This window comes from Streptomyces sp. NPDC006733, from assembly GCF_040636125.1.
In the GTDB taxonomy this organism is placed as follows: Bacteria; Actinomycetota; Actinomycetes; order Streptomycetales; family Streptomycetaceae; genus Actinacidiphila.
In genome coordinates, this window is sequence record NZ_JBEYJD010000007.1 from 1 (window position 1) to 22,067 (window position 22,067).

The 22,067-nt window shown below is 71.9% G+C and carries 23 protein-coding genes and 2 pseudogenes; 17 read left to right on the forward strand and 8 right to left on the reverse strand.

The features are described from left to right. Positions 1-93 precede the first annotated feature (93 nt). The 4 genes and pseudogenes from ABZ721_RS08465 to ABZ721_RS08480 all read right to left on the reverse strand — a co-directional run bounded on the left by ABZ721_RS08465 (position 94) and on the right by ABZ721_RS08480 (position 3,144). Complete coding sequence (locus ABZ721_RS08465) at positions 94-777, reverse strand: pyridoxamine 5'-phosphate oxidase family protein (RefSeq protein ID WP_358787835.1); 684 nt, start codon at positions 775-777, stop codon at positions 94-96. A gap of 1,101 nt (positions 778-1,878) precedes the next feature. Further along, positions 1,879-2,049 carry a hypothetical protein gene (locus tag ABZ721_RS08470; RefSeq protein ID WP_358787836.1) on the reverse strand — a complete coding sequence of 57 codons (171 nt, stop codon included), beginning with the start codon at positions 2,047-2,049 and terminating at the stop codon, positions 1,879-1,881. A gap of 61 nt (positions 2,050-2,110) precedes the next feature. Beyond that, positions 2,111-2,593, reverse strand: a pseudogene (locus tag ABZ721_RS08475) (hypothetical protein); the annotation flags it as partial. Next, positions 2,476-3,144, reverse strand: coding sequence for a Type 1 glutamine amidotransferase-like domain-containing protein (locus ABZ721_RS08480; protein WP_358787837.1), 669 nt, complete (start codon positions 3,142-3,144; stop codon positions 2,476-2,478). The pseudogene ABZ721_RS08475 and the gene ABZ721_RS08480, both read right to left, overlap by 118 nt. A 527-nt stretch (positions 3,145-3,671) precedes the next feature. On the opposite strand from ABZ721_RS08480, the gene ABZ721_RS08485 reads away from it, so the two are divergent. From ABZ721_RS08485 to ABZ721_RS08495, 3 genes and pseudogenes are all read left to right on the forward strand, one after another. Next, complete coding sequence (locus ABZ721_RS08485) at positions 3,672-4,022, forward strand: PRC-barrel domain containing protein (protein ID WP_358787838.1); 351 nt, start codon at positions 3,672-3,674, stop codon at positions 4,020-4,022. Between the two features lie 325 nt (positions 4,023-4,347). Beyond that, positions 4,348-4,449 (forward strand): annotated as a pseudogene (locus ABZ721_RS08490) (MerR family transcriptional regulator); the annotation flags it as partial. A gap of 97 nt (positions 4,450-4,546) precedes the next feature. Further along, positions 4,547-4,888, forward strand: coding sequence for a hypothetical protein (locus ABZ721_RS08495; protein WP_358787839.1), 342 nt, complete (start codon positions 4,547-4,549; stop codon positions 4,886-4,888). Positions 4,889-5,353: 465 nt separating this feature from the next. Here ABZ721_RS08495 and ABZ721_RS08500 read toward each other — a convergent pair whose 3' ends face one another. Together ABZ721_RS08500 and ABZ721_RS08505 are read right to left on the reverse strand one after the other, a co-directional pair. Beyond that, the gene (locus ABZ721_RS08500) at positions 5,354-5,632 is read right to left on the reverse strand and encodes a hypothetical protein (RefSeq protein ID WP_358787840.1); all 279 of its coding nucleotides are present in this window, start codon (positions 5,630-5,632) and stop codon (positions 5,354-5,356) included. Between the two features lie 56 nt (positions 5,633-5,688). Beyond that, complete coding sequence (locus ABZ721_RS08505; protein WP_358787841.1) at positions 5,689-6,459, reverse strand: PspA/IM30 family protein; 771 nt, start codon at positions 6,457-6,459, stop codon at positions 5,689-5,691. 194 nt (positions 6,460-6,653) lie between these two features. On the opposite strand from ABZ721_RS08505, the gene ABZ721_RS08510 reads away from it, so the two are divergent. The 3 genes from ABZ721_RS08510 (at position 6,654) to ABZ721_RS08520 (ending at position 9,259) form a co-directional block, all read left to right on the forward strand. Further along, on the forward strand, positions 6,654-7,241 hold the full coding sequence (locus ABZ721_RS08510) for a DUF3043 domain-containing protein (protein WP_358787842.1): 588 nt from the start codon (positions 6,654-6,656) through the stop codon (positions 7,239-7,241). An 86-nt stretch (positions 7,242-7,327) separates the two neighbouring features. Further along, positions 7,328-8,029 carry a methyltransferase domain-containing protein gene (locus tag ABZ721_RS08515; protein ID WP_358787843.1) on the forward strand — a complete coding sequence of 234 codons (702 nt, stop codon included), beginning with the start codon at positions 7,328-7,330 and terminating at the stop codon, positions 8,027-8,029. 144 nt (positions 8,030-8,173) lie between these two features. Then, on the forward strand, positions 8,174-9,259 hold the full coding sequence (locus ABZ721_RS08520; RefSeq protein ID WP_358787844.1) for a trypsin-like peptidase domain-containing protein: 1,086 nt from the start codon (positions 8,174-8,176) through the stop codon (positions 9,257-9,259). A gap of 107 nt (positions 9,260-9,366) precedes the next feature. Here ABZ721_RS08520 and ABZ721_RS08525 read toward each other — a convergent pair whose 3' ends face one another. Then, positions 9,367-9,576: a hypothetical protein gene (locus ABZ721_RS08525; RefSeq protein WP_358787845.1), complete on the reverse strand. Its 210-nt coding sequence runs from the start codon at positions 9,574-9,576 to the stop codon at positions 9,367-9,369. 118 nt (positions 9,577-9,694) lie between these two features. Here ABZ721_RS08525 and ABZ721_RS08530 point away from each other — a divergent pair, with 118 nt between their 5' ends. The 8 genes from ABZ721_RS08530 (at position 9,695) to ABZ721_RS08565 (ending at position 18,373) form a co-directional block, all read left to right on the forward strand. Beyond that, entirely contained in the window at positions 9,695-10,900 is a 1,206-nt protein-coding gene (locus ABZ721_RS08530; RefSeq protein ID WP_358787846.1) for a bifunctional adenosylcobinamide kinase/adenosylcobinamide-phosphate guanylyltransferase, read from the forward strand. Positions 10,901-11,146: 246 nt separating this feature from the next. Next, positions 11,147-12,283: a nicotinate-nucleotide--dimethylbenzimidazole phosphoribosyltransferase gene (gene cobT / locus ABZ721_RS08535; protein WP_358787847.1), complete on the forward strand. Its 1,137-nt coding sequence runs from the start codon at positions 11,147-11,149 to the stop codon at positions 12,281-12,283. A gap of 130 nt (positions 12,284-12,413) precedes the next feature. Beyond that, entirely contained in the window at positions 12,414-14,270 is a 1,857-nt protein-coding gene (locus tag ABZ721_RS08540; RefSeq protein ID WP_358787848.1) for a phosphatidylglycerol lysyltransferase domain-containing protein, read from the forward strand. Then, positions 14,267-14,956, forward strand: a complete 690-nt coding sequence (locus ABZ721_RS08545; protein ID WP_358787849.1) for a hypothetical protein — start codon at positions 14,267-14,269, stop codon at positions 14,954-14,956. The genes ABZ721_RS08540 and ABZ721_RS08545 overlap by 4 nt, the downstream gene beginning before the upstream one ends. Positions 14,957-14,965: 9 nt before the next feature. Continuing rightward, on the forward strand, positions 14,966-15,793 hold the full coding sequence (locus ABZ721_RS08550; RefSeq protein WP_358787850.1) for an adenosylcobinamide-GDP ribazoletransferase: 828 nt from the start codon (positions 14,966-14,968) through the stop codon (positions 15,791-15,793). Between the two features lie 201 nt (positions 15,794-15,994). Further along, positions 15,995-16,399: a hypothetical protein gene (locus ABZ721_RS08555; RefSeq protein ID WP_358787851.1), complete on the forward strand. Its 405-nt coding sequence runs from the start codon at positions 15,995-15,997 to the stop codon at positions 16,397-16,399. A gap of 106 nt (positions 16,400-16,505) precedes the next feature. Then, complete coding sequence (locus ABZ721_RS08560) at positions 16,506-17,381, forward strand: hypothetical protein (protein WP_358787852.1); 876 nt, start codon at positions 16,506-16,508, stop codon at positions 17,379-17,381. A gap of 113 nt (positions 17,382-17,494) precedes the next feature. Continuing rightward, a complete protein-coding gene (locus ABZ721_RS08565) occupies positions 17,495-18,373 on the forward strand; it encodes a helix-turn-helix domain-containing protein (protein ID WP_358787853.1) in 879 nt (292 codons plus the stop codon). Between the two features lie 138 nt (positions 18,374-18,511). Here the strand turns inward: ABZ721_RS08565 and ABZ721_RS08570 are convergent, their stop codons facing one another. Then, a complete protein-coding gene (locus ABZ721_RS08570) occupies positions 18,512-18,949 on the reverse strand; it encodes an ATP-binding protein (protein WP_358787854.1) in 438 nt (145 codons plus the stop codon). Between the two features lie 146 nt (positions 18,950-19,095). Between ABZ721_RS08570 and ABZ721_RS08575 the strand changes: the two genes are divergently transcribed. The 3 genes from ABZ721_RS08575 to ABZ721_RS08585 all read left to right on the forward strand — a co-directional run bounded on the left by ABZ721_RS08575 (position 19,096) and on the right by ABZ721_RS08585 (position 21,798). Then, positions 19,096-19,947, forward strand: coding sequence for a helix-turn-helix transcriptional regulator (locus tag ABZ721_RS08575; RefSeq protein WP_358787855.1), 852 nt, complete (start codon positions 19,096-19,098; stop codon positions 19,945-19,947). Positions 19,948-19,959: 12 nt separating this feature from the next. Beyond that, the gene (locus ABZ721_RS08580) at positions 19,960-20,157 is read left to right on the forward strand and encodes a DUF397 domain-containing protein (protein WP_358787856.1); all 198 of its coding nucleotides are present in this window, start codon (positions 19,960-19,962) and stop codon (positions 20,155-20,157) included. Positions 20,158-20,283: 126 nt separating this feature from the next. Continuing rightward, positions 20,284-21,798 carry a leucyl aminopeptidase gene (locus ABZ721_RS08585; protein ID WP_358787857.1) on the forward strand — a complete coding sequence of 505 codons (1,515 nt, stop codon included), beginning with the start codon at positions 20,284-20,286 and terminating at the stop codon, positions 21,796-21,798. Positions 21,799-22,067 lie beyond the last annotated feature (269 nt).

Consider the following 22,067-nt stretch of genomic DNA (forward strand, 5'->3'; position numbering starts at 1 on the left):
CGGCTGGCTGGACCGCCGCACGTACGACCTGTCGGACCCGGCGGGGCTGGGGCTGGCGGCGTACGGCGTCATCGACCACGCGGCCCGGTTCACCTAGCCCATGACGATCCGGCGCCCGGTGATCCGGTCCGGTGCGATGCGCACCCACACGGCGCGCTCCCCACCGGCCCAGGGGCCGCTGTGGGCCCGCGCGATGAGGTGCTGGACGGTGTCCGGGTCCGCGACGCGCTCGGCATCACCGACCAGCAGCACGCTCCATCCCTGGCTCATCGCCTCGTCAAGATGATCCACTTCGAAGGGAACCCGGGTGCCGATCGACAGCGCGGGCGCGGATCCATCAGCGGTTCTGAAGTACAGCGCCCCGTCCACCATCTGGTAATTGACCGGGACGATCGCGGGACCGCTGCCTGCGGTCACGGCAATCCGGCCCACCCCGTGGGTCGACAGCCGTTCCCAGCACTCCGCGGGCGCCATCTCCACCAAGACAGCCTGGCGGGCCGCCTTCCCGAGACCGGGCGGCAGGTCTGTCCCGCCCCCGCGCAGCGCGTACACGGTGGTCTGCAGCGCGTCGGCGAGGCTCAGCAGGAGGACCGCGCTGGGCACGGCCGTCGGCTGCTGTTCCAGGTAGGTCAGATAGGGCGTGGCCATCCCGGCCATCTCGGCCACCTGGTCGAGTGTGAGACCGAGTTCCTCACGGCGCAACGTCACCCGTCGCCCCATGCTTCCGACGGGCTGGGGGCGGGCCGAGGCGGCGTCGGATTTCGTCTGCGGGTTCATGGCCCCACGCTTTCCTGGTGCTGTTGAGGGGTGCTGCGGGCCCAGCGGCTGCTGGGGCCCTGCGGGCCGGCCCCGCTGCGGGGGGCCACGGTCCGGGCCGACTGCGCCGCACCGGGGCCGCGTGCAGTGCAGTTGGCCGTCGATGCGGTCCTGCCGTGACGGCAGGAGGACCGTTGCCCCGGTGCGGTGTTGGCCGAACCAGCGTCGGCCGGCCGGGTCGACCGGGAGCGCGGAGGTCCCAAAGGCGCAGCGGCCCCACAGCAGACACCGCCCGTCGGGCTTGCCGGTCTGCTCATCCTCGCCCGGACGGTGCCGATCCGTGCAGGGGCCGAACGTCCTCGAAGGGGGGCAGGGCGGCCCGGGTCGGGACAGGCCGCAACGACGGCACAGGGGGGGACGTGCCGGAATGATCCGTCAGGGTGCGCCTCGCGGTGCCTGCTGCCCTGCGCAGCGGGCAGCAGGGCTATCGGGCAGCAGGCGGGGTGACGCAGGGCAGGATGCGCCGAGCCGAGCCGCAGGGACCGGGTGGTCCTGCCGGCGGCGCGGCGTGCAGCAGTACGGCGGTCACCGGGTGCCGCGACGCCTGCTGATCCCTCGACGCGTGCACGTCGGCGGAGTGGGTCCCGCGCCCGGCGAAGAAGGCCGCCGCCCGACTCACGCTCCAGTAGGCCGCGCTGGAACGCGTCATCGGCCGGGTGGGAGGGCAACCTGCGGCCGTTCTTCCGGTCGTCGCGCAGGAGAGGGGCTTCGGGTCCTCGGCTCACCCCGGGGTGCGGGCCTCTCGAGCTTGCGGGTCGGGTCGGCGTTGCTGGGGGCGGTAGCGGGGGCGAAGTGACCCGTGGTGCTCATCCCGGCCGGCGAGTCGGCGCAGGTGAGCGGCCCCTGACGCTGCTGGGCGGGCGTTGACCGCCACGCCGGAGCGCGATGTGCTTCTCGGCCGGGAGCGCGCGCGGCCCGGCGGCGAACTGAGAGTGGGCGCCTTCGACGCCGCCCGGCACCGCGCCGCCGGGGACGGGCAGGACGGGTGGGCAGCGAACCGTGCGCGCAGGCAGAAGAGGCCAGCGCGGCGCAGCGTGCCCATGCCCGCCGGGCCTGTGTCGGTCAGCCGGGTGCGGTGGCGAGGGGTCCCTGCTCGACGAAGCGGAGCAGGAGACGGGCGACGGTGCGGGCGTCGCCGTGCGGCCAGGTTGCGGGGGAGTCCTCGACGCCGTGCACGAGGCACTGCCGGGTGACGGCCACGATGGCGTGGCCGGCGTTGTTGAGGGTGAGCACGGTGGCGGCTGTCGCCCGGGTCCGGGTGGCGTTCGAGGAGGCCGGAGCGCTCCAAGCGGTCGGCGTGCCGGCTGACGGTGGTGCGGTCCCGCCCGACCTCGCGGCTGAGGTCGGCGGCGCTGCACGGGCCGGTGCGGGCCAAGGCGCTGAGGACCGGGTGGGTTCCGTCCACATCACCCAGCTCTGAGGTCTGAGGCGGGGGCGCGACGGGTCCATGGGGGACAGAAACGGTGCGCCGGCCCCCACACGGAGGGAAAACCAGTCCCTCCCTCACCTGCGTGGGGGCAGGCCGAACAACCTCCACTGCCCGTTGCGCCCAGCGGCGCGGCCCTCCGTCCGCGCGAGGATGGATCCGCGGCGCGGCTGGTGCGGGGCTGGCGCAGGCGATCGCAGCCCTCGATGACCAGAGGGGCCCCATGGCGCGGCCTAACGCTCGAAGAGCTTCCAGTGCCCTTCGGAGACGACCTCGAGGGCACCGTCCACCACTGTGAGGGCCGTGTCGTCGTCGAGCGCGTAGCCCGGCACGGGCACGCGCGCGGCCCATGTTTCGGCGTCGGCCATGGTGTTGTCCGGGCACAAGGGGTTGTCCAGATGCGGGAAGATCGAGAAGTCGATCAGGCCCAGTGCGCTGTCGCCGCCAGCGGCCGGCTTCCAGCCCACGAACTCTTCGCCGACGTGGGGGGCCATCACCATGCTGCCGGCGCTCAGCCCGACATAGACCGTCTCGCTGAGGGACGGAAGCAGATCCGCCAGGCCGGACTCCCGCATCCAGTGGTGCAGATACAGCACGTCGCCGCCGCACACCAGCAGGGCGTCGGTCTCCTGGACCAAAGGGACCCATTGCTCGCGGTCGATACTGGGCAGGGCCGTCAGCTCCAGCATGCCGACGGATTTCCACCCCAACTCGACCAGGGGCGTGGAGGTCTGCCCGGCGATCTGCTGCCACGTCGCGACCGCGGTCCGGGGCAGCATGCCGTACATCCCGGTGGGGATGCACAGGGCGGTCGATTCGGCGATGGGCTTGCCCAGGAGGTCGACGAGGGTGTCGCGGATGCTCTGGTTGCTGACGCCGCCGGAGGTGAGGAGAAGCTTCATCGCGCCTTCCTTGTCCATCGAGAGCCGGGACCGGCCATAGCGAGCGGTGGACGCCGTCGACCGCTCTACGGGTCTTCGGCGGACGAGTCAATCACGGCCCACTGACAGAGCGACCCGGGCACGGCCTGCGGGGCATGACAGCTCATCACCACGGGCGGCTGCGACGCGGTTGGGTGGAGGGTGGAGCCGCCATGCCCCCGAAGTCGGTGGGCGAGCGTTCGTCATCGGCCTCTTCGGTGGGTCTTCCTCCGACGGGGGAGGGCCTGCGCGCTCTCCTGTGCTCGTGCGGCAGCCGCGGAGCCGGCGCGTCTGTGCCAGGCCGTGGTGCTCGCCGAGAGTGCGGGACTGGCGGGGTAGCGGGGCATGTGGCTGCCAGTCGAGTGAACTGCTGCCGCCTGCTGGGCCCTGGGGGTGGGGCGGGTGTGTGCGGTCCGGTGTGCGGGGCAGGCGTCCCTGTGAGAGCAATCGCCGGGGGTTCCTGAAAGGGTTTTCCTCGGTGGCACGGGACGACGACGGAGGGCTTTCTGGTGAGTGACAGCATGTGGGGATACCCGGAAACTGCTGGGCACCTGGCGGACATGGATTTGACGGGCTTTACGGTCGAAGCGGTCGACGGAAGCATCGGCAAGGTCGACAAGCACTCCGACGAGGTCGGCTCCGCGTACATTGTGGTTGACACCGGCGTCTGGATCTTCGGCAAGCACGTCCTGCTGCCGGCCGGCACGATCCGGTCCATCGAGATCGATGAGCGGAAGGTCTATGTCTCCCGGACCAAGGACGAGATCAAAAACTCGCCGGAGTTCGACAAGGACAAGCACGCCGGCGACCTGAGCTATCACCAGCAGGTCGAGGGGTATTACGGCACCCACCGCGGCTGACCGCCAGCACGGCCACCCCATAGCGCCCCGCTCACCCAGGGAATTTCTCCCGGACAGGCGGGGCGCTGCCGTGTCACGGGGTCGGGGTCGCTCCAGGTTGGGGTCGTGTGGCGGCCCGAGTGCAGACGACCAGACGTGTGTTGAACTAGCTCGACCGCTCGGACGAAGCCGCGGAGATGGTGGTGGGCCACGGCAGGGGTTCAACTGAAGGCGGGTGTGCTCCCGGAGGTAGGCCCGGGCCCGCGCCTCGGCGGTCACGACCCGGCAACGGCGCGGCCTCGCAGGTTGCACCAAGAAGGATCCGCCCTGCCGGACGTTCGACCAAGGCCGCGCCGCCGAAGGTACCGGCACCAACGCCGCGTTCCTGCGCGCGACCGGTGAAGCCCGCCGGATGACCTCGCTGCGGTCCGAACGCGGTCACCGCCGACAGCCGCACGCGTGCGGCATGGTTTCGGTACCACCGGCCGTACGGGCGATTTCACCAACCGCCTGACCCGAGGGCGCAGAAAGCGTTCTTCTGTGGGATGGAGCCACGAGCGACTGCCCAAGTCGCCGAGTTCTTTCAGAAGTACCTGGACGCTGTAAATCAGGTCAGTGCGCAGACCCCGTTCGAGGTCCGAACGGAGTTCCTCAGCACCGAACTTGACGAAGCCCTGACCGTCTGGGGATCCGAGCACCAGGTGGACCCGGTGTTGCGCGAGCAGAAGCTCCCCAAGGCCTGGTCAACAACGGACGGTGACAGCGCCGCAACCCACATGAAGGTCATCATTACCGAAAGGTGGGAGGACGGCACCAGTCGAGACGTCTGGTACCAAGTGCGCCTCTCCGATCTGGTCATCGACGGCCTCACGGACCCGACCGTCTGAGTCGAGGTCCCTGAGCTCGAACCCCACGCCGCCCTGGAAGCGCTCGGAGCCAGGGCGGCGTCCCGCGGTCGCGGGTCAGAAGCGGGGTGATGGGTTGAAATGCGCATGATTTCGTTGAATGGGGAGGAGTACGCAAAAGTCCAATACTGACGGGCCCCGGGCGGGATACGCTCTGCTCTCCCCTTTCTCGGTCGCGGGCCGCTCACGGCGCCCGCGCAGGCCGAGCCGCCCGCCGAGGCGGAGAGGAGGTGAACATCATGAAGAAGGACATCATTCACGGCGGCCTGCTCGAGGGCGACGAGGAGAGCCGCGAGTCCGGCATCGCCATCATCATCGACCTCCGCTCCGCGCAGGAGTCGGTCGGCGAGGGCAAGTAGCGCACGGTGGCGGGGCGCGCCCCCCCCCGCGGGGGCGCCCCCCCCGCCCGTTCACGGCGGTACGAGGTGCGAGGTGCGGCCGCCCGGCTCAGCCCGGGATGAGCCCGTCGTCGCCGAGCATCTCCCGGACCTCGTCCAGCGAGGCGTCGGGCGACGGAAGGATCAGCTCCGACGGCTCGAGCGAGGCGTCGGGAAGCGGTTCGCCCAGTTCCCTCACGGCGTCGAGCAGGGCTCCCAGCGTCGTGCGGAAGCCCTCCTCGTCGCCGTTCTCCATCTCGGCGAGCAGTTCGTCGTCCAGCACGTTGAGGCGGGTGAGATGGCTGTCGGCCACCTTCACCTGCCCCTCCCCCATGATCCTGACGATCATGACGGCGCCTCCTCGTCGGTTCGGCTACGGCCCGGCAGTGGTGCTGCGCTGCTAATTTACTGCTTGTCCATCCGCGGCCGGTCCTCGGGCTGCTTGCCGCCCTCGATGGCCTGCTGCGGGGTGCCGCCGGCCAGCTCGGCCTTCATCCGGGCCAGCTCCAGCTCGACGTCCGTACCACCGGACAGCCGGTCCAGCTCGGCCTGGATGTCGTCCTTCTGCAGGCCGCTCTGGTCGTCCAGGGCGCCGGACGCCATCAGCTCGTCCAGGGCACCGGCCCGGGCGCGCAGCTGCTCCGTCTTGTCCTCGGCACGCTGGATCGCCATGCCGACGTCGCCCATCTCCTCGGAGATGCCGGAGAACGCCTCGCCGATCTTGGTCTGTGCCTGGGCCGCGGTGTACGTGGCCTTGATGGTCTCCTTCTTGGTGCGGAAGGCGTCCACCTTGGCCTGCAGCCGCTGCGACGCGAGGGTGAGCTTCTCCTCCTCGCCCTGCAACGTCTGGTGCTGCGTCTCCAGGTCCGTGACCTGCTGCTGCAGCGCCGCCCGGCGCGACAGCGCCTCGCGGGCCAGATCCTCGCGACCCAGCGCCAGCGCCTTGCGGCCCTGGTCCTCGTAGGTCGACGACTTCTTCTGCAGCTCGTTCAGCTGCAGCTCCAGGCGCTTGCGCGAGGTGGCGACATCGGCGACACCCCGGCGTACCTTCTGCAGCAGTTCCAGCTGCTTCTGGTACGAGTAGTCAAGCGTCTCGCGCGGGTCCTCGGCCCTGTCCAGAGCCTTATTGGCCTTCGCGCGGAAAATCAGTCCCATCCGCTTCATGACACCGCTCATGGGCCTCGCGCGCCCCCTTCTCGGACAACAGCTCCAGCACCTCTACAGACCCCACAGTACGGGCCCTGGTTCCATTACCGCACTGTTCCGGGGCGGATGCGCTCCTCCCTAGGGACGATCACGGTTCGGTGACCTCAGGCCCAAGGAGTAGGTGAGGGCTGGGGTTCCCGCTCCGGGGCACGTAACCTGGAGTCGTGTTCCGACGCCGTTCCCCAGATGAGCAGGCCTCAACCACCACGGTGCTTGAGGACCAGCCCCGCGACCCGCAGGCTCCCAAGGGTCGCCCCACGCCCAAGCGCAACGAGGCCCAGGGCCAGCGCCGCACCCGTGCCACCGTGCCGACCGACCGCAAGGCCGCCGGCAAGCAGGCCCGGGAGGCGCGCCGTGCCGAGATGGCCAAGCAGCGCGAAGCGCTGGCAGGTGGCGACGAGCGCTACCTGCCGGTCCGAGACAAGGGCCCGGTGCGCAAGTTCGTCCGGGACTACGTCGACTCGCGCTACCGCGTCGCGGAGTTCTTCCTCCCGCTCGCGGTCGTCATCCTCGTCATGAGCATGATCCAGAGCACGCAGCTGCGAAACCTCTCGCTGCTGCTGTGGATGGTCGTGATCGTGCTGATCGTGGTCGACTCCGTCATCACGACGGTGCTGCTGCGCAAGCAGCTGCGGAAGCGCTTCCCGGACAAGAACCTGCGCGGCGCGGTGGCGTACGCCCTGATGCGGACGCTCCAGATGCGCCGGCTGCGGCTGCCGAAGCCGATGGTCAAGCGCGGCGTGAAGCTCTGAGCACCGGCAGATCCGGCTTCGACGGCGGCGCGTCCGCCTGGCTCGACGGGCTGGGCGGCCTGCGCAACGTCGTCCGCCAGGAGCTGGTGGCGCGCCAACTGGACGAGCAGATAACGGCGCGCTTCGCCGTGGGCCGCCGGCTGCGGGTCCTCGACGTCGGCCCCGGCCAGGGCACCCAGGCGCTGCGGCTGGCCCGTGCCGGGCACCAGGTCACCGGCCTGGAGTCCGACCCGGCGATGCTCGACGCGCTGCGCACCGCGCTGGCCGTCGAGCCGGAGGGCATACGCGAGCGGGTCGCCCTGATCGCGGGCGACGGCCGCGAGACCGGGCGGCACTTCGGGCCCGGCAGCTTCGACCTCGTGCTCTGCCACGGGGTGCTGATGTACATGTCCGAGCCCGACACGATGCTCGCGGCGCTGGCCCGGGTGCTCGCGCCCGGCGGCCTGCTCTCGCTGCTCGTCCGCAACGGCGACGCGCTGGCCATGCGGCCGGGGCTGCTGGGCGACTGGCCCGGCGCGCTGACCGCCTTCGGCACCCAGACGTACACCAACCGGCTCGGCCTGGACGTGCGCGCCGACCGCCGCGAGGCGGTGACGGCGACCCTCAGCGGGCTCGGCACCCCGGTGGACGCCTGGTACGGGGTGCGGGTCCTCACCGACGCCGCGCCGGACGACGCGCCGATCCCGGCCGATCTCGAACCGCTGCTGGCCGCCGAGGAACAGGCCGGGCGGACGGACCCGTACCGCGCGGTGGCCGCCCTGCTGCACCTGTGCGGAGTACGGCACTAGGCCGGATCCCGGCAGGATCCAGCCGGGATCCGGGCCGGGCAGGGGCCGCATCCGGGTCTGATCCGGCTGGATCCAGGCCCGATCGGCCGCGGGATCAGCTCCTTCATTGCCCATAAAAGGGACACTTCTGTCATGAGTGGACCCATGACACGCCCCTTGGCCACGCGCCTGGCACGCCCCTGCGCCGCCGCCCTCTGCGCGGCCGCACTGCTGGTGGGATGCACCTCCGGCTCGGACGAGCCCTCCTCGTCCGCGACGGGCCGGTCCTCCCCGGCCTCGACCGCCGCCTCGGCGGCGCCCGTGGCCTCCGACCGGCTGCAGAGCGAGTACCAGAGCGTCGTGAAGAACGTGCTCCCGTCCGTCGTCCAGATCACCACGGACTCGGACCTGGGCTCCGGCGTCGTCTACGACGACCGGGGCCACATCGTCACCAACGCGCACGTCGTCGGCGACGCCAAGAAGTTCACCGTCACCCTGGTCACCGGCGGGAACCCGCTGGAGGCCGAGCTGGTCTCCTCCTACCCGGCGGAGGACCTCGCGGTGATCAAGCTCAGCGCCCCGCCCAAGGACCTGAGGCCCGCGAAGTTCGCGGACTCCGCGTCCGTCGAGGTCGGCCAGATCGTGCTGGCCATGGGCAATCCGCTGGGGCTGTCGGGCAGCGTCACCCAGGGCATCGTCTCTGCGGTCGGCCGGACCGTCAGCGAGGGCGCCGAAGGCGGCGGCACCGGGGCCACCATCGCGAACATGGTGCAGACCTCGGCCGCGATCAACCCCGGCAACAGCGGGGGCGCGCTGGTGAACCTCGACAGCAAGGTCATCGGCATCCCGACGCTCGCCGCCACCGACCCCCAGATGGGCGCGGGCGCGGCCCCCGGCATCGGCTTCGCGATCCCGGCCTCGACCGTCACGAAGATCGCCGACCAGATCATCAAGGACGGCAAGGTCACCGACTCCGGCCGCGCCGCCCTCGGCATCACCGCCCGCACGGTGGTCGGCGACGACCTCCAGCCGGCCGGCGTCGCCGTGGTGTCGGTGAGCGCCGGCGGGGCGGCCGCGAAGGCGGGCCTGAAGGCGGGCGACGTCATCACCCGGGTCGACTCGACGGCCATCTCGACGATGCAGTCCCTGACCGAGGCCCTGGCGGCGCACCAGCCGGGCGACAAGGTGAAGGTGACGTTCGAACGGAACGGCAGCTCGCAGACGGCGGAGGCCACGCTGGGCTCGATCTGACCGGCCGGCCCGGATCCGCGGACTGGATCCGCGGACTGGATCCGTGGACTGGATCCTGACGTGTGGGGGCGGCCACGCCCGTGGCTGCCCCCACACGTCGGAGGGATCTACTCCTCGCTGCCGTGCAGGCTCATCGGGCCGTAGATCTTGGTCTCGCCGTCGAACAGCACGACCTGGTCCGCGCCGCCCTCCGCCAGGTCCTTCCAGAGCTCACCGATCCAGGACTCGGCGTCCCCCTGGGTCGTGAACTCCTCCGGCTCCACCGCGGGCGCAACCTCGGTGCCGTCGGCCTTCTCGAACCGCCACGTCCACGCCATGTATTTCTCCTCGGTCCTCGGTCCACAGCTGCTGCTGTCCGTCGTGTACCTGTCCCGCAGGGTAACCGCATGGCGGACCCGGCGAGCCCGCCGTACGCGGACGCGAGACGATCTGGGGGTGGAACTGACACTGCTCGGCACCGGAGGCCCCGAGGGCCTGCCCCTTCCCGACTGCCCCTGCGCCTCCTGTGCGGGCGCCATCGGCGACCGCGGCGGGCCGCGCGCCGCGACCGCCGTCCTCGTGGACGGCGTGCTGCTGCTCGACCTCACCCCCGGCCTCGCCTTCGCGGCCGCCCGCTCCGGGCACTCCCTCGGCGGCGTGCGGCAGGCCCTGCTGTCGCACCCGCACGACGGGCCCGCGGTGGAGATCCCCGCCGGCCTGCCGACGCCGGGCCGGGTCCCGGACGGCCAGGAGCTGACGCTGCTGACCGGACACCGGGTGCGCGCGGTCGCCACGGACGCGCCCGGCACCGGCTACGAGGTCGAGGGGCCCGACGGGATGCGAGCCCTCTACCTGCCGCCGGGCTGCGCGCCCGCCGGGGTGCGGGAGGCGGCGGCCCCGTACAACGTCGTGCTGTTCGACGCGGTCGGCCGGCCCGACGCGCTGGCCCGGCTGCGCACCGCCGGCGCCGTCGGGCCGACCACCGACATCGTCGCGGTGCACCTCGACCACCACGCGCCGCCCGGCTCCGAGCTGCGGCGCCGGCTCGCCGCGCTGGGCGTGCGCGCCGTCCCCGACGGCACGACGCTGATCGCCGGCGACTACCACGACGTGCCGGACGTCCCCCGCCGCACGCTGGTGCTCGGCGGCGCCCGCTCCGGCAAGTCCGCCGAGGCGGAGCGGCGGCTCGCCGCGTTCTCCGACGTCCTGTACGTGGCCACCGGCGGCACCCGCGAGGGCGACCAGGAGTGGGCCCGCCGCGTCACCCTCCACCGCGACCGCCGCCCGGGCACCTGGACGACGCAGGAGACCTGCGACCTGGTGCCACTGCTCGCCGCGGACGGCCCCCCGCTCCTCATCGACTGCCTCGCGCTGTGGCTGACCTCCGCCATGGACTCCGTCGGCGCCTGGGACGACGCGAAGTGGTCGTCGGGCGGCGAGAGCGAACTGCACGCGCTGACGGCCGCCTTGACGGCCGCGTGGCGCGCCACCCGCCGCACGGTGGTCGCCGTCAGCAACGAGGTCGGCTCGGGCGTCGTCCCGGCCACGGCGTCGGGCCGCCGCTTCCGCGACGAACTCGGCCGTCTCAACACGGCCGTCGCCGGCGAGTCGGAACACGTCCTGCTGGTGGTGGCGGGGCAGGCACTGACGCTGCGCGGCTAGCGCCCCTCCGGGGCGGGGGCCGTGGAGACACCTGCGGGTTACCTCCGGAGGCCGGCCGACAAGCAGCCGCCGCCCGGCGCAGAGCTGCGCGGGCCCGCCGGGCCAAGGCGAGGGCCCCGCGCCGGACCTGCGGGCGTGCGCCCCCCGGCCGGAGGCCGCCCCACACCGGCAGCCGTCGAGCCCCGGGCCGGAGGCCGACCGGCGCCCGCTAACCCGGCCGGAGGCTCACCCGGTACCGTACGGCCAATGAGCGGCCTGAATCTTGATGACTTCGGCTCCCTGGTGGAGCGTCCCGACGCCGGTGTGCGGCGTGACGCGCAAGACCGGTGGCAGCGGCTGGTGAGCCCCGCGGGCGCTCTCGGCAAGCCGGCGGAGCTGGCGGAGTGGCTTTCCGCCGCTCAGGGCTGCGTTCCGGCGCGGCCGATCGCCCGGCCGCGGGTGCTGCTGTTCGCCGGGGACCACGGCGCGGCGAGCCTGGGCGTCTCGGCGCACGAGCCGGGCACGGCGGTGGCGCTGGTCCGGACGGTGCTCGACGGGGGCGCGCCCGTCAACGTGCTGGCCCGTCAGTTCGGCGCGCAGGTGCGCGTGATCGACATGGGCCTGGACTGCGATCCGGCCGAGCTGCCCGCCGACGTCACCGCGCACCGGGTGCGCCGCGGCTCCGGCCGGGTCGACGTGGAGGACGCCCTCACCGTCGAGGAGGCCGAACTCGCCTTCCGCGCGGGCATGGCCATCGCGGACGAGGAGGCCGACTCCGGCACCGACCTCGTCCTGCTCGGTGACATCAGCGTGGGCGGCACCACGCCCGCCGGCATCCTCGTGGCGGCGCTCTGCGGCACGGACGCCTCCGTGGTGACCGGCCGCGGCTCCGGCATCGACGACCTCGCGTGGATGCGCAAGTGCTCGGCGATCCGCGACGGGCTGCGGCGGGCCCGTCCGGTCCTGGGCGACCAGCTCGAACTGCTGGCGACCAGCGGTGGCGCGGACTTCGCCGCGATGACCGGCTTCCTGCTGCAGGCCGCCGTGCGCAAGCTGCCCGTCGTCCTCGACGGAGTCGTCACCGCGGCCTGCGCGCTGGTCGCGCAGCGCGTGGCGTTCCGGGCCCCCGACTGGTGGCTGGCGGGCCAGGCCAGCGGCGAGCCGGGCCAGGCCAAGGCCCTGGACCGGCTCTCCATCGAGCCGCTGCTCGACCACGGCGTGCGGGTCGGCCAGGGCACCGGCGCACTGCTGGCGCTGCCGCTGCTGCAGGTCGCGGGGGCGCTGGCGGCGGAGCTGCCGGACGTGTCCGGCGAACCGGTCGTGGAACGGGCCCCGGAGCCCGTCGGGGAACCCGTCGCCGTGGAGTCGGACGAACCGCCCGCGGATCCGATCGAAGCGCCGTAGAGCGAACCTCCCTGGAGCGACGCTCCGCCGACGTTCCGGCCGCCTTCGGGTGGCCGGAACGAGGCCCGGCCGAATCCGGGCGGCGCCCCTGCGGCGAGGATCCGGACATTCCGTCATAAGATCCAAAACTATGGGAACGGGCAGCGCGACACCGGGTCGAACACCGAAGACGCCGCAAACACCGCAGACACCGCAGGCATCGGAGACGTCCAAGACGCCGAAGGCGCCGGGCCGCACGCCGCAGGACGCGGAGAGCCGTCCGCACGTCTGGGGGCAGCGCTCCGCCGCCTACGCCGTCTGGTACCTGCGCACTGTCGCGTTCCTGGACTTCCTCGGCGCGGTGTGGGTCTCCTTCGGTGCCGACATCCGGCGGCACAACATCGAGGACCTCTTCACCCCGTACCTGCTGACGGCGGGCTTCACCACGGGCCTGTTCGCGCTCTTCTTCGCCATCACCATGCGGCGCCGCAAGCGCGCCGCATGGGTGCTCAACCTCGTGCTGAGCGGGCTGTTCCTGCTGGTGCTGGCCCTGTCGATGGGCTTGTACGAGGAATTCCGCGCGCACGTCCAGAACTGGATCACCCTGGGCCTGACCGCGTCCTTCGTCGCCGCCCTGCTCGTCGGCCGGCACGAGTTCCGGGCCAAGGGCGACCGCTCCAACCCGCTGCACGCCGTCCTGACCGCGATCGGCGGCCTCATCGTCGGCTCGCTGATCAGCGCACTCCTGGTGACGGCGACCAACCGGGAGGACGGCGCGGGCTTCTGGACCGCCTTCCGCTACGGGATCTCGCGCATGATCGCGCTCGACCCGAATGACGACAAGTTCGCGAACATCTCAACGCCCGGGTGGGTGGATGTCGTCATCAACGTCATGAGTGCGTTGCTCTTCCTGCTCGTGCTGTACGTGGCGTTCCGCTCGCCGCGCGGCCGGGCGCTGCTCGGCCCCGAGGACGAGGCCAGGCTGCGTGGGCTCCTGGACCGCCACGGCGACCGGGACTCGCTCGGCTACTTCGCGCTGCGCCGCGACAAGAGCGTCATCTGGTCGCCGAGCGGCAAGTCCGCGATCGCGTACCGCGTCGTCGGGGAGGTGTCGCTGGCGTCCGGCGACCCGATCGGCGACCCGGAGGCGTGGCCCGGCGCCATCGACGCCTGGCTCGCCGAGGCCCGCGAGCACGCCTGGGTGCCCGCCGTGATGGGCGCCAGCGAGGAAGCGGGCGTCATCTACGCCCGGCACGGCCTGGACGCCCTGGAGATCGGGGACGAGGCGATCGTCGAGACCGCCGAGTTCACCCTGGACGGGCGCGCCATGCGCACCGTGCGGCAGGCGTACAACCGCGTCAAGCGGACCGGGTACACCGTCCGGATCCGGCGTCATGACGACATCCCCGCCGAGGAGATGGACGCGATCCTGGAGCACGCCGACGCCTGGCGCGACGGGGAGACCGAGCGCGGCTTCTCGATGGCGCTCGGCCGGCTCGGCGACCCCGCCGACGGGCGCTGCGTGATGGTCGAGTGCCAGGACGGCGAGGGCGTGCCGCGCGCGGTGCTCAGCTTCGTCCCGTGGGGTCCGCAGGGGCTGTCGCTGGACCTGATGCGCCGGGACCGCGAGTCCGAGAACGGGCTGATCGAGTTCATGGTGATCGAGCTGATCCAGCGCGCCGACGAGGTCGGCGTGCGGCAGATCTCGCTCAACTTCGCGATGTTCCGCTCGGTCTTCGAGCGCGGCTCGAAGCTCGGCGCCGGGCCGGTGCTGCGGTTCTGGCGCTCCCTGCTGACGTTCTTCTCGCGCTGGTGGCAGATCGAGTCGCTGTACCGCGCCAACGCCAAGTACCGGCCCATCTGGGAGCCGCGCTACCTGCTGTTCGGCAAGAGCAGCGAGCTGCCGAGGATCGGCATCGCCAGCGCCCGCGCCGAGGGCTTCCTCGAAGCGCCGCGGCTGCCGTCCCCGCTGCGCCGACGCGACCGAGAGCGGACCGCCGCCAGGTGAGCCCGTTTTTCAAGCGGTTCCGCGATTTCGCGTACCTCGAATGGGGCGTTATATACCGAGACGTCACCTTTGCGCTGCGACGGAAGAAGCTGCGTGCGGTGCCGATGACGCTGAGCGCGTGCGCGCTGATCCTGGCGCTCCAGGTGATCCAGCACTCGGGGAGCACCGGCACCCAGTGGGTCAACCGGGTCGGCGGCGTCTACGCGACGCTCCCGTGGTGGAAGGCGCTGCTGCGCACTCCACTGTCGCTGTTCGTCCCCGACCCGTCCCTGCCGGTGTGGGGGCTGATCGCCCAGGTCGTCTTCATGTTCGGCATCGCCGAGATCACGGTGGGCAAGCGGCGCACCTTCGGCATCGGGCTGCTGGCGACGGTCGCCGGCACGTCGTTCGCCCGCTACTCACTGTGGGTCGGCCCCGACGGGTTCCTCGGGCTGCCGGTCTCCACCCTGGTCGTGCGCGACACGGGCCCCTCGGCGGCGGTCGTCGCGCTCGGCGTGTACGTGGCCTGCCGGTACCGGGCGTGGTGGACGGGCGGGGCGCTGATCGTCGCGATGCTCATCGAGGTCGTCTTCATCGTGAACCTCGCGGGCTTCGAGCATCTGACGGCGATCGTGGCGACGCTGGTGCTGTGCGGGATGGAAGGCCACTTCCGGCGGCGCAGGGAGGCCTTGGCCGGGGCGGGGTAGCCTCACGCGGTGACCGACTCCGACTCCGACCCCGGCCCCGCCTCCGACCTCGGCAAGCCCTCCCCGGCGGATGCCCTCCGCTTCGCCTTCGGCACCCTCACGGCGCTGCCGGTGACCGTGACCCGCTGGGACCGGCCCGCCGCGCGCGGCGGGATGCTGTGCGCGCCGGTCGTCGGCGCGGTGGTGGGCCTGTGTGCCGCCGGGGTCGGCGGAGTGCTGCTGCTCCTGAACGCCTCCCCGCTGCTGGCGGCCGTCGCCACCGCCGCCGTGCCCGCCGCCCTGACCCGCGGCCTGCACCTGGACGGCCTCGCCGACACCGCCGACGGACTCGGCAGCGCCAAGCCTGCCGAGGACGCGCTGCGGATCATGAAGCAGTCGGACATCGGCCCCTTCGGCGTCCTGACGCTGCTCTTCGTCCTCCTCACCCAGGTCGCCTGCCTGGCCGCCCTCTACGCCGACAGTTGGTCGCACGGCGCCGCGGGGGCCGCCGTCTCCGCCGTCACCGCCCGCACCGCCATGACCCTGGCCTGCCGCGACGGCGTCCCCCCGGCCCGCCCTGACGGCCTGGGCGCCGCGGTGGCGGGAGCCGTCCCGCTCCGCACGGCAGCCGTGGTCGCGGCCGCCACGCCGGCACTGGCAGCGGCGCTGGGAGCCCTCTTCGCTCTCCCGACCGCCCTCCACTTCGCCCTGTCCGCCCTCCTCGCCCTCAGCGCGGCCGAACTCCTCCTCCGCCACTGCCGCAGGCGCTTCGGCGGCATCACCGGCGACGTCTTCGGCGCGCTGTGCGAGACCGCGGCCACGGTGGCCCTGGTCGTCCTTTCCCTGGGCCTCCAGTAGCCCCGGAAAGTACCGGGAACCCCGAAAATCACCGCAGTCCCAGGAATCACGGTTTACGCGAGCGTCAATTCTGCACAGAATTCCAGCTCATAGAATGGGAGGCCGAAAGATCCTCTGCAATGCGAATTTCTTCAATAATCTCCGCGCCGCGGAACGGAGGGTGAAGGGGTTCCATTCAGCGCCCGGAAAGGAATCCCATCCATGCGCAAGTCCATCGTGGCCACGGGACTGGCCATCGCAGGTCTCGCGGGGGGCACGGTCTTCGCCATCGCGCCGACCGCCTCGGCGTCCGGACAGGCCTGTGTCACCAAATCGCTCTCCACCGGCTACCGGGCCCACGGCTCGACGGTCAACAAGTCGGGAAGCAGCAGTTGTAGTGACCTGAACCTGACCTACTCCAACGACTCGACCTCCACCATCGGCGACTCGTACGCCGGCTTCTACCTCAAGTCCGGCTCCTGGGTCCGCGGCTCGCGCGGCTACATCTGGGCGAACGACGGCAGCCACAGCCCCTGGATCGTCCTGCTCTCGGACGTCAACTCCGGTACCGCGATGGGCGTCGGCAGCTACTACGACGGCGGCGACAGCGTGACCGTCGCCCACTGACCCGCCCACCCGGCCGCCGCTGAGCGGCCACCCGCGGCCGGGCCCGCGCGACACCGGGCCCGGCCGCGGCACCCACCGGACCCGTACCCGGAGGAGGGACACCACGGTGAGCACGACGACCCCCGGCGGCTGCCGCCGACGCCGGTCCGCGCAGGCGGCAATATCCCTGGCCTGCGCCGTCCTCGTCCTGACGGCGGGCGGATGCACCACCACCGCCCGGAGCACCACGACGCCCGCGCCCTCCGGGACACCGGCGTCCGCGCCTCCCCCGGTGCGGACCACGCACGACATCCCGGCGGACCTCACCGCCCTGATCCTGCCCACGACCGGCGCGGAGTCCCGGGGCAGCCAGGGCCTCGACCTCTTCGCCCAGACCATCGGCTACACCGCCACCCGGGGCTGCGCCCGGTCCCGGAACGTCCCCATGCCGGAGATCGCCCCACCCCTGCTGACGCGCTTCCTCGACCTCCCCGATCTGCCGCTCATCCGGGACCACGGCCTGAGCACCGACGCCCCCGCCGACACCACCGCCTCCACGGCCCCGGAGGGGTCGGCGGCCGCGGCCGCCCAGGACCGGTGCGCCGCCGAGGGCGGCGCCGCCGCCCGGCGATTCCGTGCCGGGTACGCTTCCCTGCAGGGGCAGTGGTGGCGGGACATCACCGCGCTGCGCGACCGCCCGGCCGTCGTCCAGGCCTTTCGGTCCTTCTCCCAGTGCCTCGCCACCCACCAGGTGAAAGCCCAGGACGAGAACGCATTCTTCGACCTCGCCGACGCCAGCCCGCACGATCTCGCACTGGCCCGCATTTATGCGCAATGCATGGTCCCCGTCGAAGCCGTCCGCGAGCCCCTCCGCAAGGAACTCCGCACGTTTTTCGCAGCTCATCACTCCGGCGAGCTCAACACCATTCGCCACTCCTTGGTGCCGGGAATCAGGGAGTCCGAACGGACCTACGGAATCCGCATCGCATTTCCAGCCTCCTGACCCGATACACCCGCCACCTCCACCGAATCTGACCGAAAACCGTACCCCTGTTCACTTCCGCACCCCGCAGGATGAGGTTGACGCACCTTCGAGGGGCTACGGGGGAACGGGCTATGCAACATCTGGCGTGTCCGGAAGGCCGCTGGGAGGTCGCGACGGAGCGGCCGCACGCGCGACTGCGGCCGGGAGTGCAGCGGTACCGGGGATTCCGGCTGGACCTGGACCTGCCGCGGCAGCGGCTGGAGGTACCGGACGGCGCGGTGACGCTGCTGTTCTCCTTCGACCAGGAAGTGCGGGTGACGGAAGCCTCTACCCCGACCGCTCCCGGCCGCGCCCACCGCTCGATGCTCGTCGGCATGCGCACCACCGCCGGCCTCGGACGGCACGGCGGGAGGCTGTACGGCCTGGAGGTCATCCTGTCGCCGTGGAAGGCGTACTCGCTCTTCGGAATCCCGATGCACGAGCTGGCCGACACCATCACCGACCCCGTCGACCTGCTCGGCCCCCGCTTCCGCGACCTCGCCGAGGCACTCGCCTGCGCCCCCGGCTGGGCCCAGCGCTTCCGGCTGCTGGACGCCGCCTTCCTGCGCTGGTCGCTGGATGCCGTCCCCGCCTCGGAGCGCGTCCGCTACGCCTGGCGGGAACTGGCCAGAACCTCCGGCTCCCTGCCCATCGGTCAGCTCGTCACGACCACCGGCTGGGGCTGGCGCCAACTGGAGAACCGCTTCCGCGAGGAGATCGGCCTCACCCCCAAGGGCGCGGCGCGCGTCCTGCGGCTGCGCAAGGTACTGCGGCTGCTGTCCGAGAACCTGCCGGCGGCCTGCGTCGCCGCCGAGTGCGGCTTCAGCGACCAGGCGCACCTGAACCGCGAGTTCAAAGCGATGATCGGCCGCACCCCGCGCCAATTCGTCCTGGCCCGAGACCAGGACTTCGCGGGCCCGCCCACGGTGGACCGGGTGGACGGCCAGGTCACGAGCGTGGTCCTGACGTGACCCCAGGGACTGCGCCCACCGCAGCCAGGTCGGTCCTGCCGGGGCGTCCCTGAGCGGCGGCCGCCCGGTCCACGGCATCGCCCGCACCAGCGTGAAGCGGCGTTGTCTGCGTCCATGCCAGGAAATCCGCTTCGCCCGTCAGCGCGCCGCCAGTTCGAACCACATCATCTTCCCGGAGAGCCCGAAGGGCTCCTCCCGCAGGGCGTATCCGCCGCAGCGGTCCGCGAACAGGTCCAGCAGGAAGAGGCCGCGCCCGCCGTCGGCGTCGGGATCCGGCGCCAGCGCCGCCGGCAGCTCCGGGTTGCTGTCCCGGACCGCCACCCGCAGACGGTGCGGCTCCCAGTCCACCCGCAGCGAGGCGGGCCCCTGCGCGTAGCGGTACGCGTTCGTCGCCAGCTCGGAGGTCAACAGCGCCGCGGTGTCGACCAGTTCGCGTAAACCGTGCGCGACGAGAACGGCCCGGACGGTCGTCCTGGCGACACCGGGCGCCCTCGGGTCGTGCGGCAGTTGAAGGTGGTACTCCCACGCTCCGCTGGGGGTGAGATGGTCGGGGCATGGCGGTTGCACTGCGTACATGGGCTTCTCCGGGCCGAGGTGGAGTGGCGTGCGTCACACGCTAGAGCATTGAGTTAGATAGTTTCTACCGAACAGGGTGAATCCATCGGGCTGTAGACCCTCGGGGCCCAGAACGGCAGACTTGGCGTGATCGGAAAGAGGGGCCAATGCCGCCGAGGACAACGCCAACTGCGCGTCAGCAGCGCCTGGGTGCCGAGATGCGCAAGCTTCGGGAGAAGGCGGGGATGTCCGCCCGCGAGGCGGGGGCGCTGCTGGGCGGGGATCAGGCACGGATCAGCAACATCGAGACCGGCCGGGTCGGGCTCAGCGCGGACAGAGTCAGAACACTCGCCTGCAACTACGACTGCTCGGACGGTCGGCTCATCGAGGCGCTGGCCGGGATGACCAGTGAGCGCAAGCGCCAGTGGTGGGAGGAGTACCGGGGCCTCCTGCCGCCCGGCATGCTCGACATCGCCGAGCTGGAGCACTACGCGGTCGAACTGCGGACCGCACAGACCGTGAGCCTGCCCGGCCTGCTGCAGACCGTCGACCATGCCCGGGCCGTCTTCCGTGAGGCGGTGCCCGCCTTGCCGCCGCCCGAGATCGAGCACCGGCTCTCACATCGGATCAAACGGCAGGCCGTCCTCTTCCGGGACGACCCGGTCCCCTACACCGCGGTCATCCACGAGGCCGCCCTTCGGATGCAGTTCGGCGGCCGGGCGGCCACCCGAGAGCAACTGCTGCACATCCTGGACATGAGCGAGCGCGAAGGCGTCACCGTCACGGCGATTCCCTTCGCCGCCGGAGGCTTCCCCGGCTCCGGTCAGACGATCGCCTACGCGTCGGGGGCCGTCCCGCAGCTGGCCACCGTCCTGCTCGACCAGTCGCACGGCCCGGCGCTCCTGGACGCCGAGGCGCAGCTGACCAAGTACCGGGACATTCTGGACCGGCTGGACCGGGTCGCCCTCAAGCCCGGCGAGTCCCGGGACTTCATCCGTGAGATCGCCCAGAGCCTCTGAAAGGCAGAACCCTTGTCCCCGCTGGACTGGCAGAGATCCTCGCTCTGCGCCGAGAGCAGTAACTGCATAGAGCTGGCCGCGACCGGCCCCCGCGTAGCCATACGCGAAAGCACGGCACCCGAGGTGATCGTCACGACCACCCCCGCGCGTCTCCGCGCGTTCCTCGCGGAGGTCAAGGCGGGAGCCGACGGCGGGGCGCGTCAGGCGTAGGCTCGGGCGCGGCGCGGGCGGCGGGCCTGGCATGCCGCCCCGCGGGCGTGGCGGAATACCATGCGAGGGGCGCGGCCGGCCCACCCCTTGGCCGACACAATTCGACGGAACAGGACCACCCTCACCGTGACTGCACTGACACTCAGCACTTCCTCCGGCGCAGCGTTGCGCGCGGATGCCGTCGTCATCGGAGTGACCAAGGGCGCCAAGGGCCCCGAGGTCGCCGCCGGTGCGGAGGCCGTGGACGCGGCGTTCGACGGCAAGCTCGCCGCCACGCTGGAACTCCTCGGCGCCTCCGGCGGCGAGGGCGAGGTGACGAAGCTGCCGGCTCCGTCCGGCGTGAAGTCGGCGGTGGTGCTCGCTGTGGGTCTGGGTGCGACGCCCGCCGACGGTGCCGGGTACGACGCCGAGGCGCTGCGCCGGGCGGCCGGTGTCGCGGCCCGTGCGCTGAGCGGGACGAAGAAGGCGGCGTTCGCGCTGCCGGCCGCCGACGCGGCGGGCGTGGAGGCGGTGGCGACCGGCGCACTGCTGGGCGCGTACGCCTACTCGGCCTACCGGGTGGACAGCGCCTCCGGCAAGGGCCCGCTGGGCGAGGTCGCCCTCGTGGGCGCCAAGCCGCGCGACAAGGCGCACAAGGCCGCGGCCGAGCGGGCGACCGCGGTGGCCGAGGAGGTCAACCGGGCGCGTGACCTGATCAACATGCCGCCGAACGACCTGAACCCGAAGGCGTTCGCGGCCGCGGTCACGGCCGCCGGCAAGGAGCACGGCCTCAAGGTCGAGGTGCTCGATGAGAAGGCCCTGGTCAAGGGCGGTTTCGGCGGCATCATGGGCGTCGGCCGGGGCTCGGCGACCCCGCCGCGGCTGGTGAAGGTGGCCTACACCCACCCGAAGGCGAAGAAGACCGTCGCGCTGGTCGGCAAGGGCATCACGTACGACTCGGGCGGCATCTCCCTCAAGCCCCCGGGCCACAACGAGACGATGAAGTGCGACATGGCCGGCGCCGCCGCCGTGTTCGCCACCGTCGTGGCCGCCGCCAAGCTGGGCGTGCACGTCAACGTCACCGGCTGGCTGGCGCTGGCGGAGAACATGCCGGGCGGCAACGCGACGCGTCCCGGCGACGTGCTGAAGATGTACTCGGGCAAGACCGTCGAGGTGCTCAACACCGACGCCGAGGGCCGGCTGGTCCTGGCGGACGCGCTGGCGCGCGCCTCCGAGGAGCACCCGGACGCGATCGTCGACGTGGCGACGCTGACCGGCGCGATGGTGCTGGCGCTCGGCACCCGTACGTTCGCGATCATGTCGAACGACGACGGCTTCCGTTCCGCGCTGCACGAGACGGCGACGGAGTCGGGCGAGCAGGCGTGGCCGATGCCGATGCCGCCCGAGCTGCTCAAGGCGATGGACTCGCCGGTCGCGGACATCGCGAACATGGGCGAGCGGATGGGCGGCGGCCTGGTCGCCGGCCTCTTCCTGCAGGAGTTCGTGGGCGAGGGCATCACCTGGGCGCACCTGGACATCGCGGGCCCGGCGTTCAACGAGAGCGCGCCGTTCGGCTACACCCCGAAGGGCGGCGCCGGCACGGCGGTCCGCACGCTGGTGCGGCTGGTCGAGAAGGCCGCTTCGGGCGACGTTCTCCAGTAGGCGGACGACGGACTACCGGCCGGCGTCCTCCGGCCGGATTCCGGTACCCGTTCGTACGAACGTACGGCCCCGGGCTAGCACGCCCGGGGCCGTCCGCGCGACCGGGCAGGTGTTCGCCCTGAGCGAGATTCCAGCGCCCGGAGTGCCCCTTACGGGCCAGTAGCCTCCCATGATGCGGCTTAAGTCCGTCTCAGACCCCGGCCCGGTGGCCCGTCCGCCGCGAACAAGTGCGAAGATGTTGGTCGGCACGACAGGGCCCAGTTTTCAAA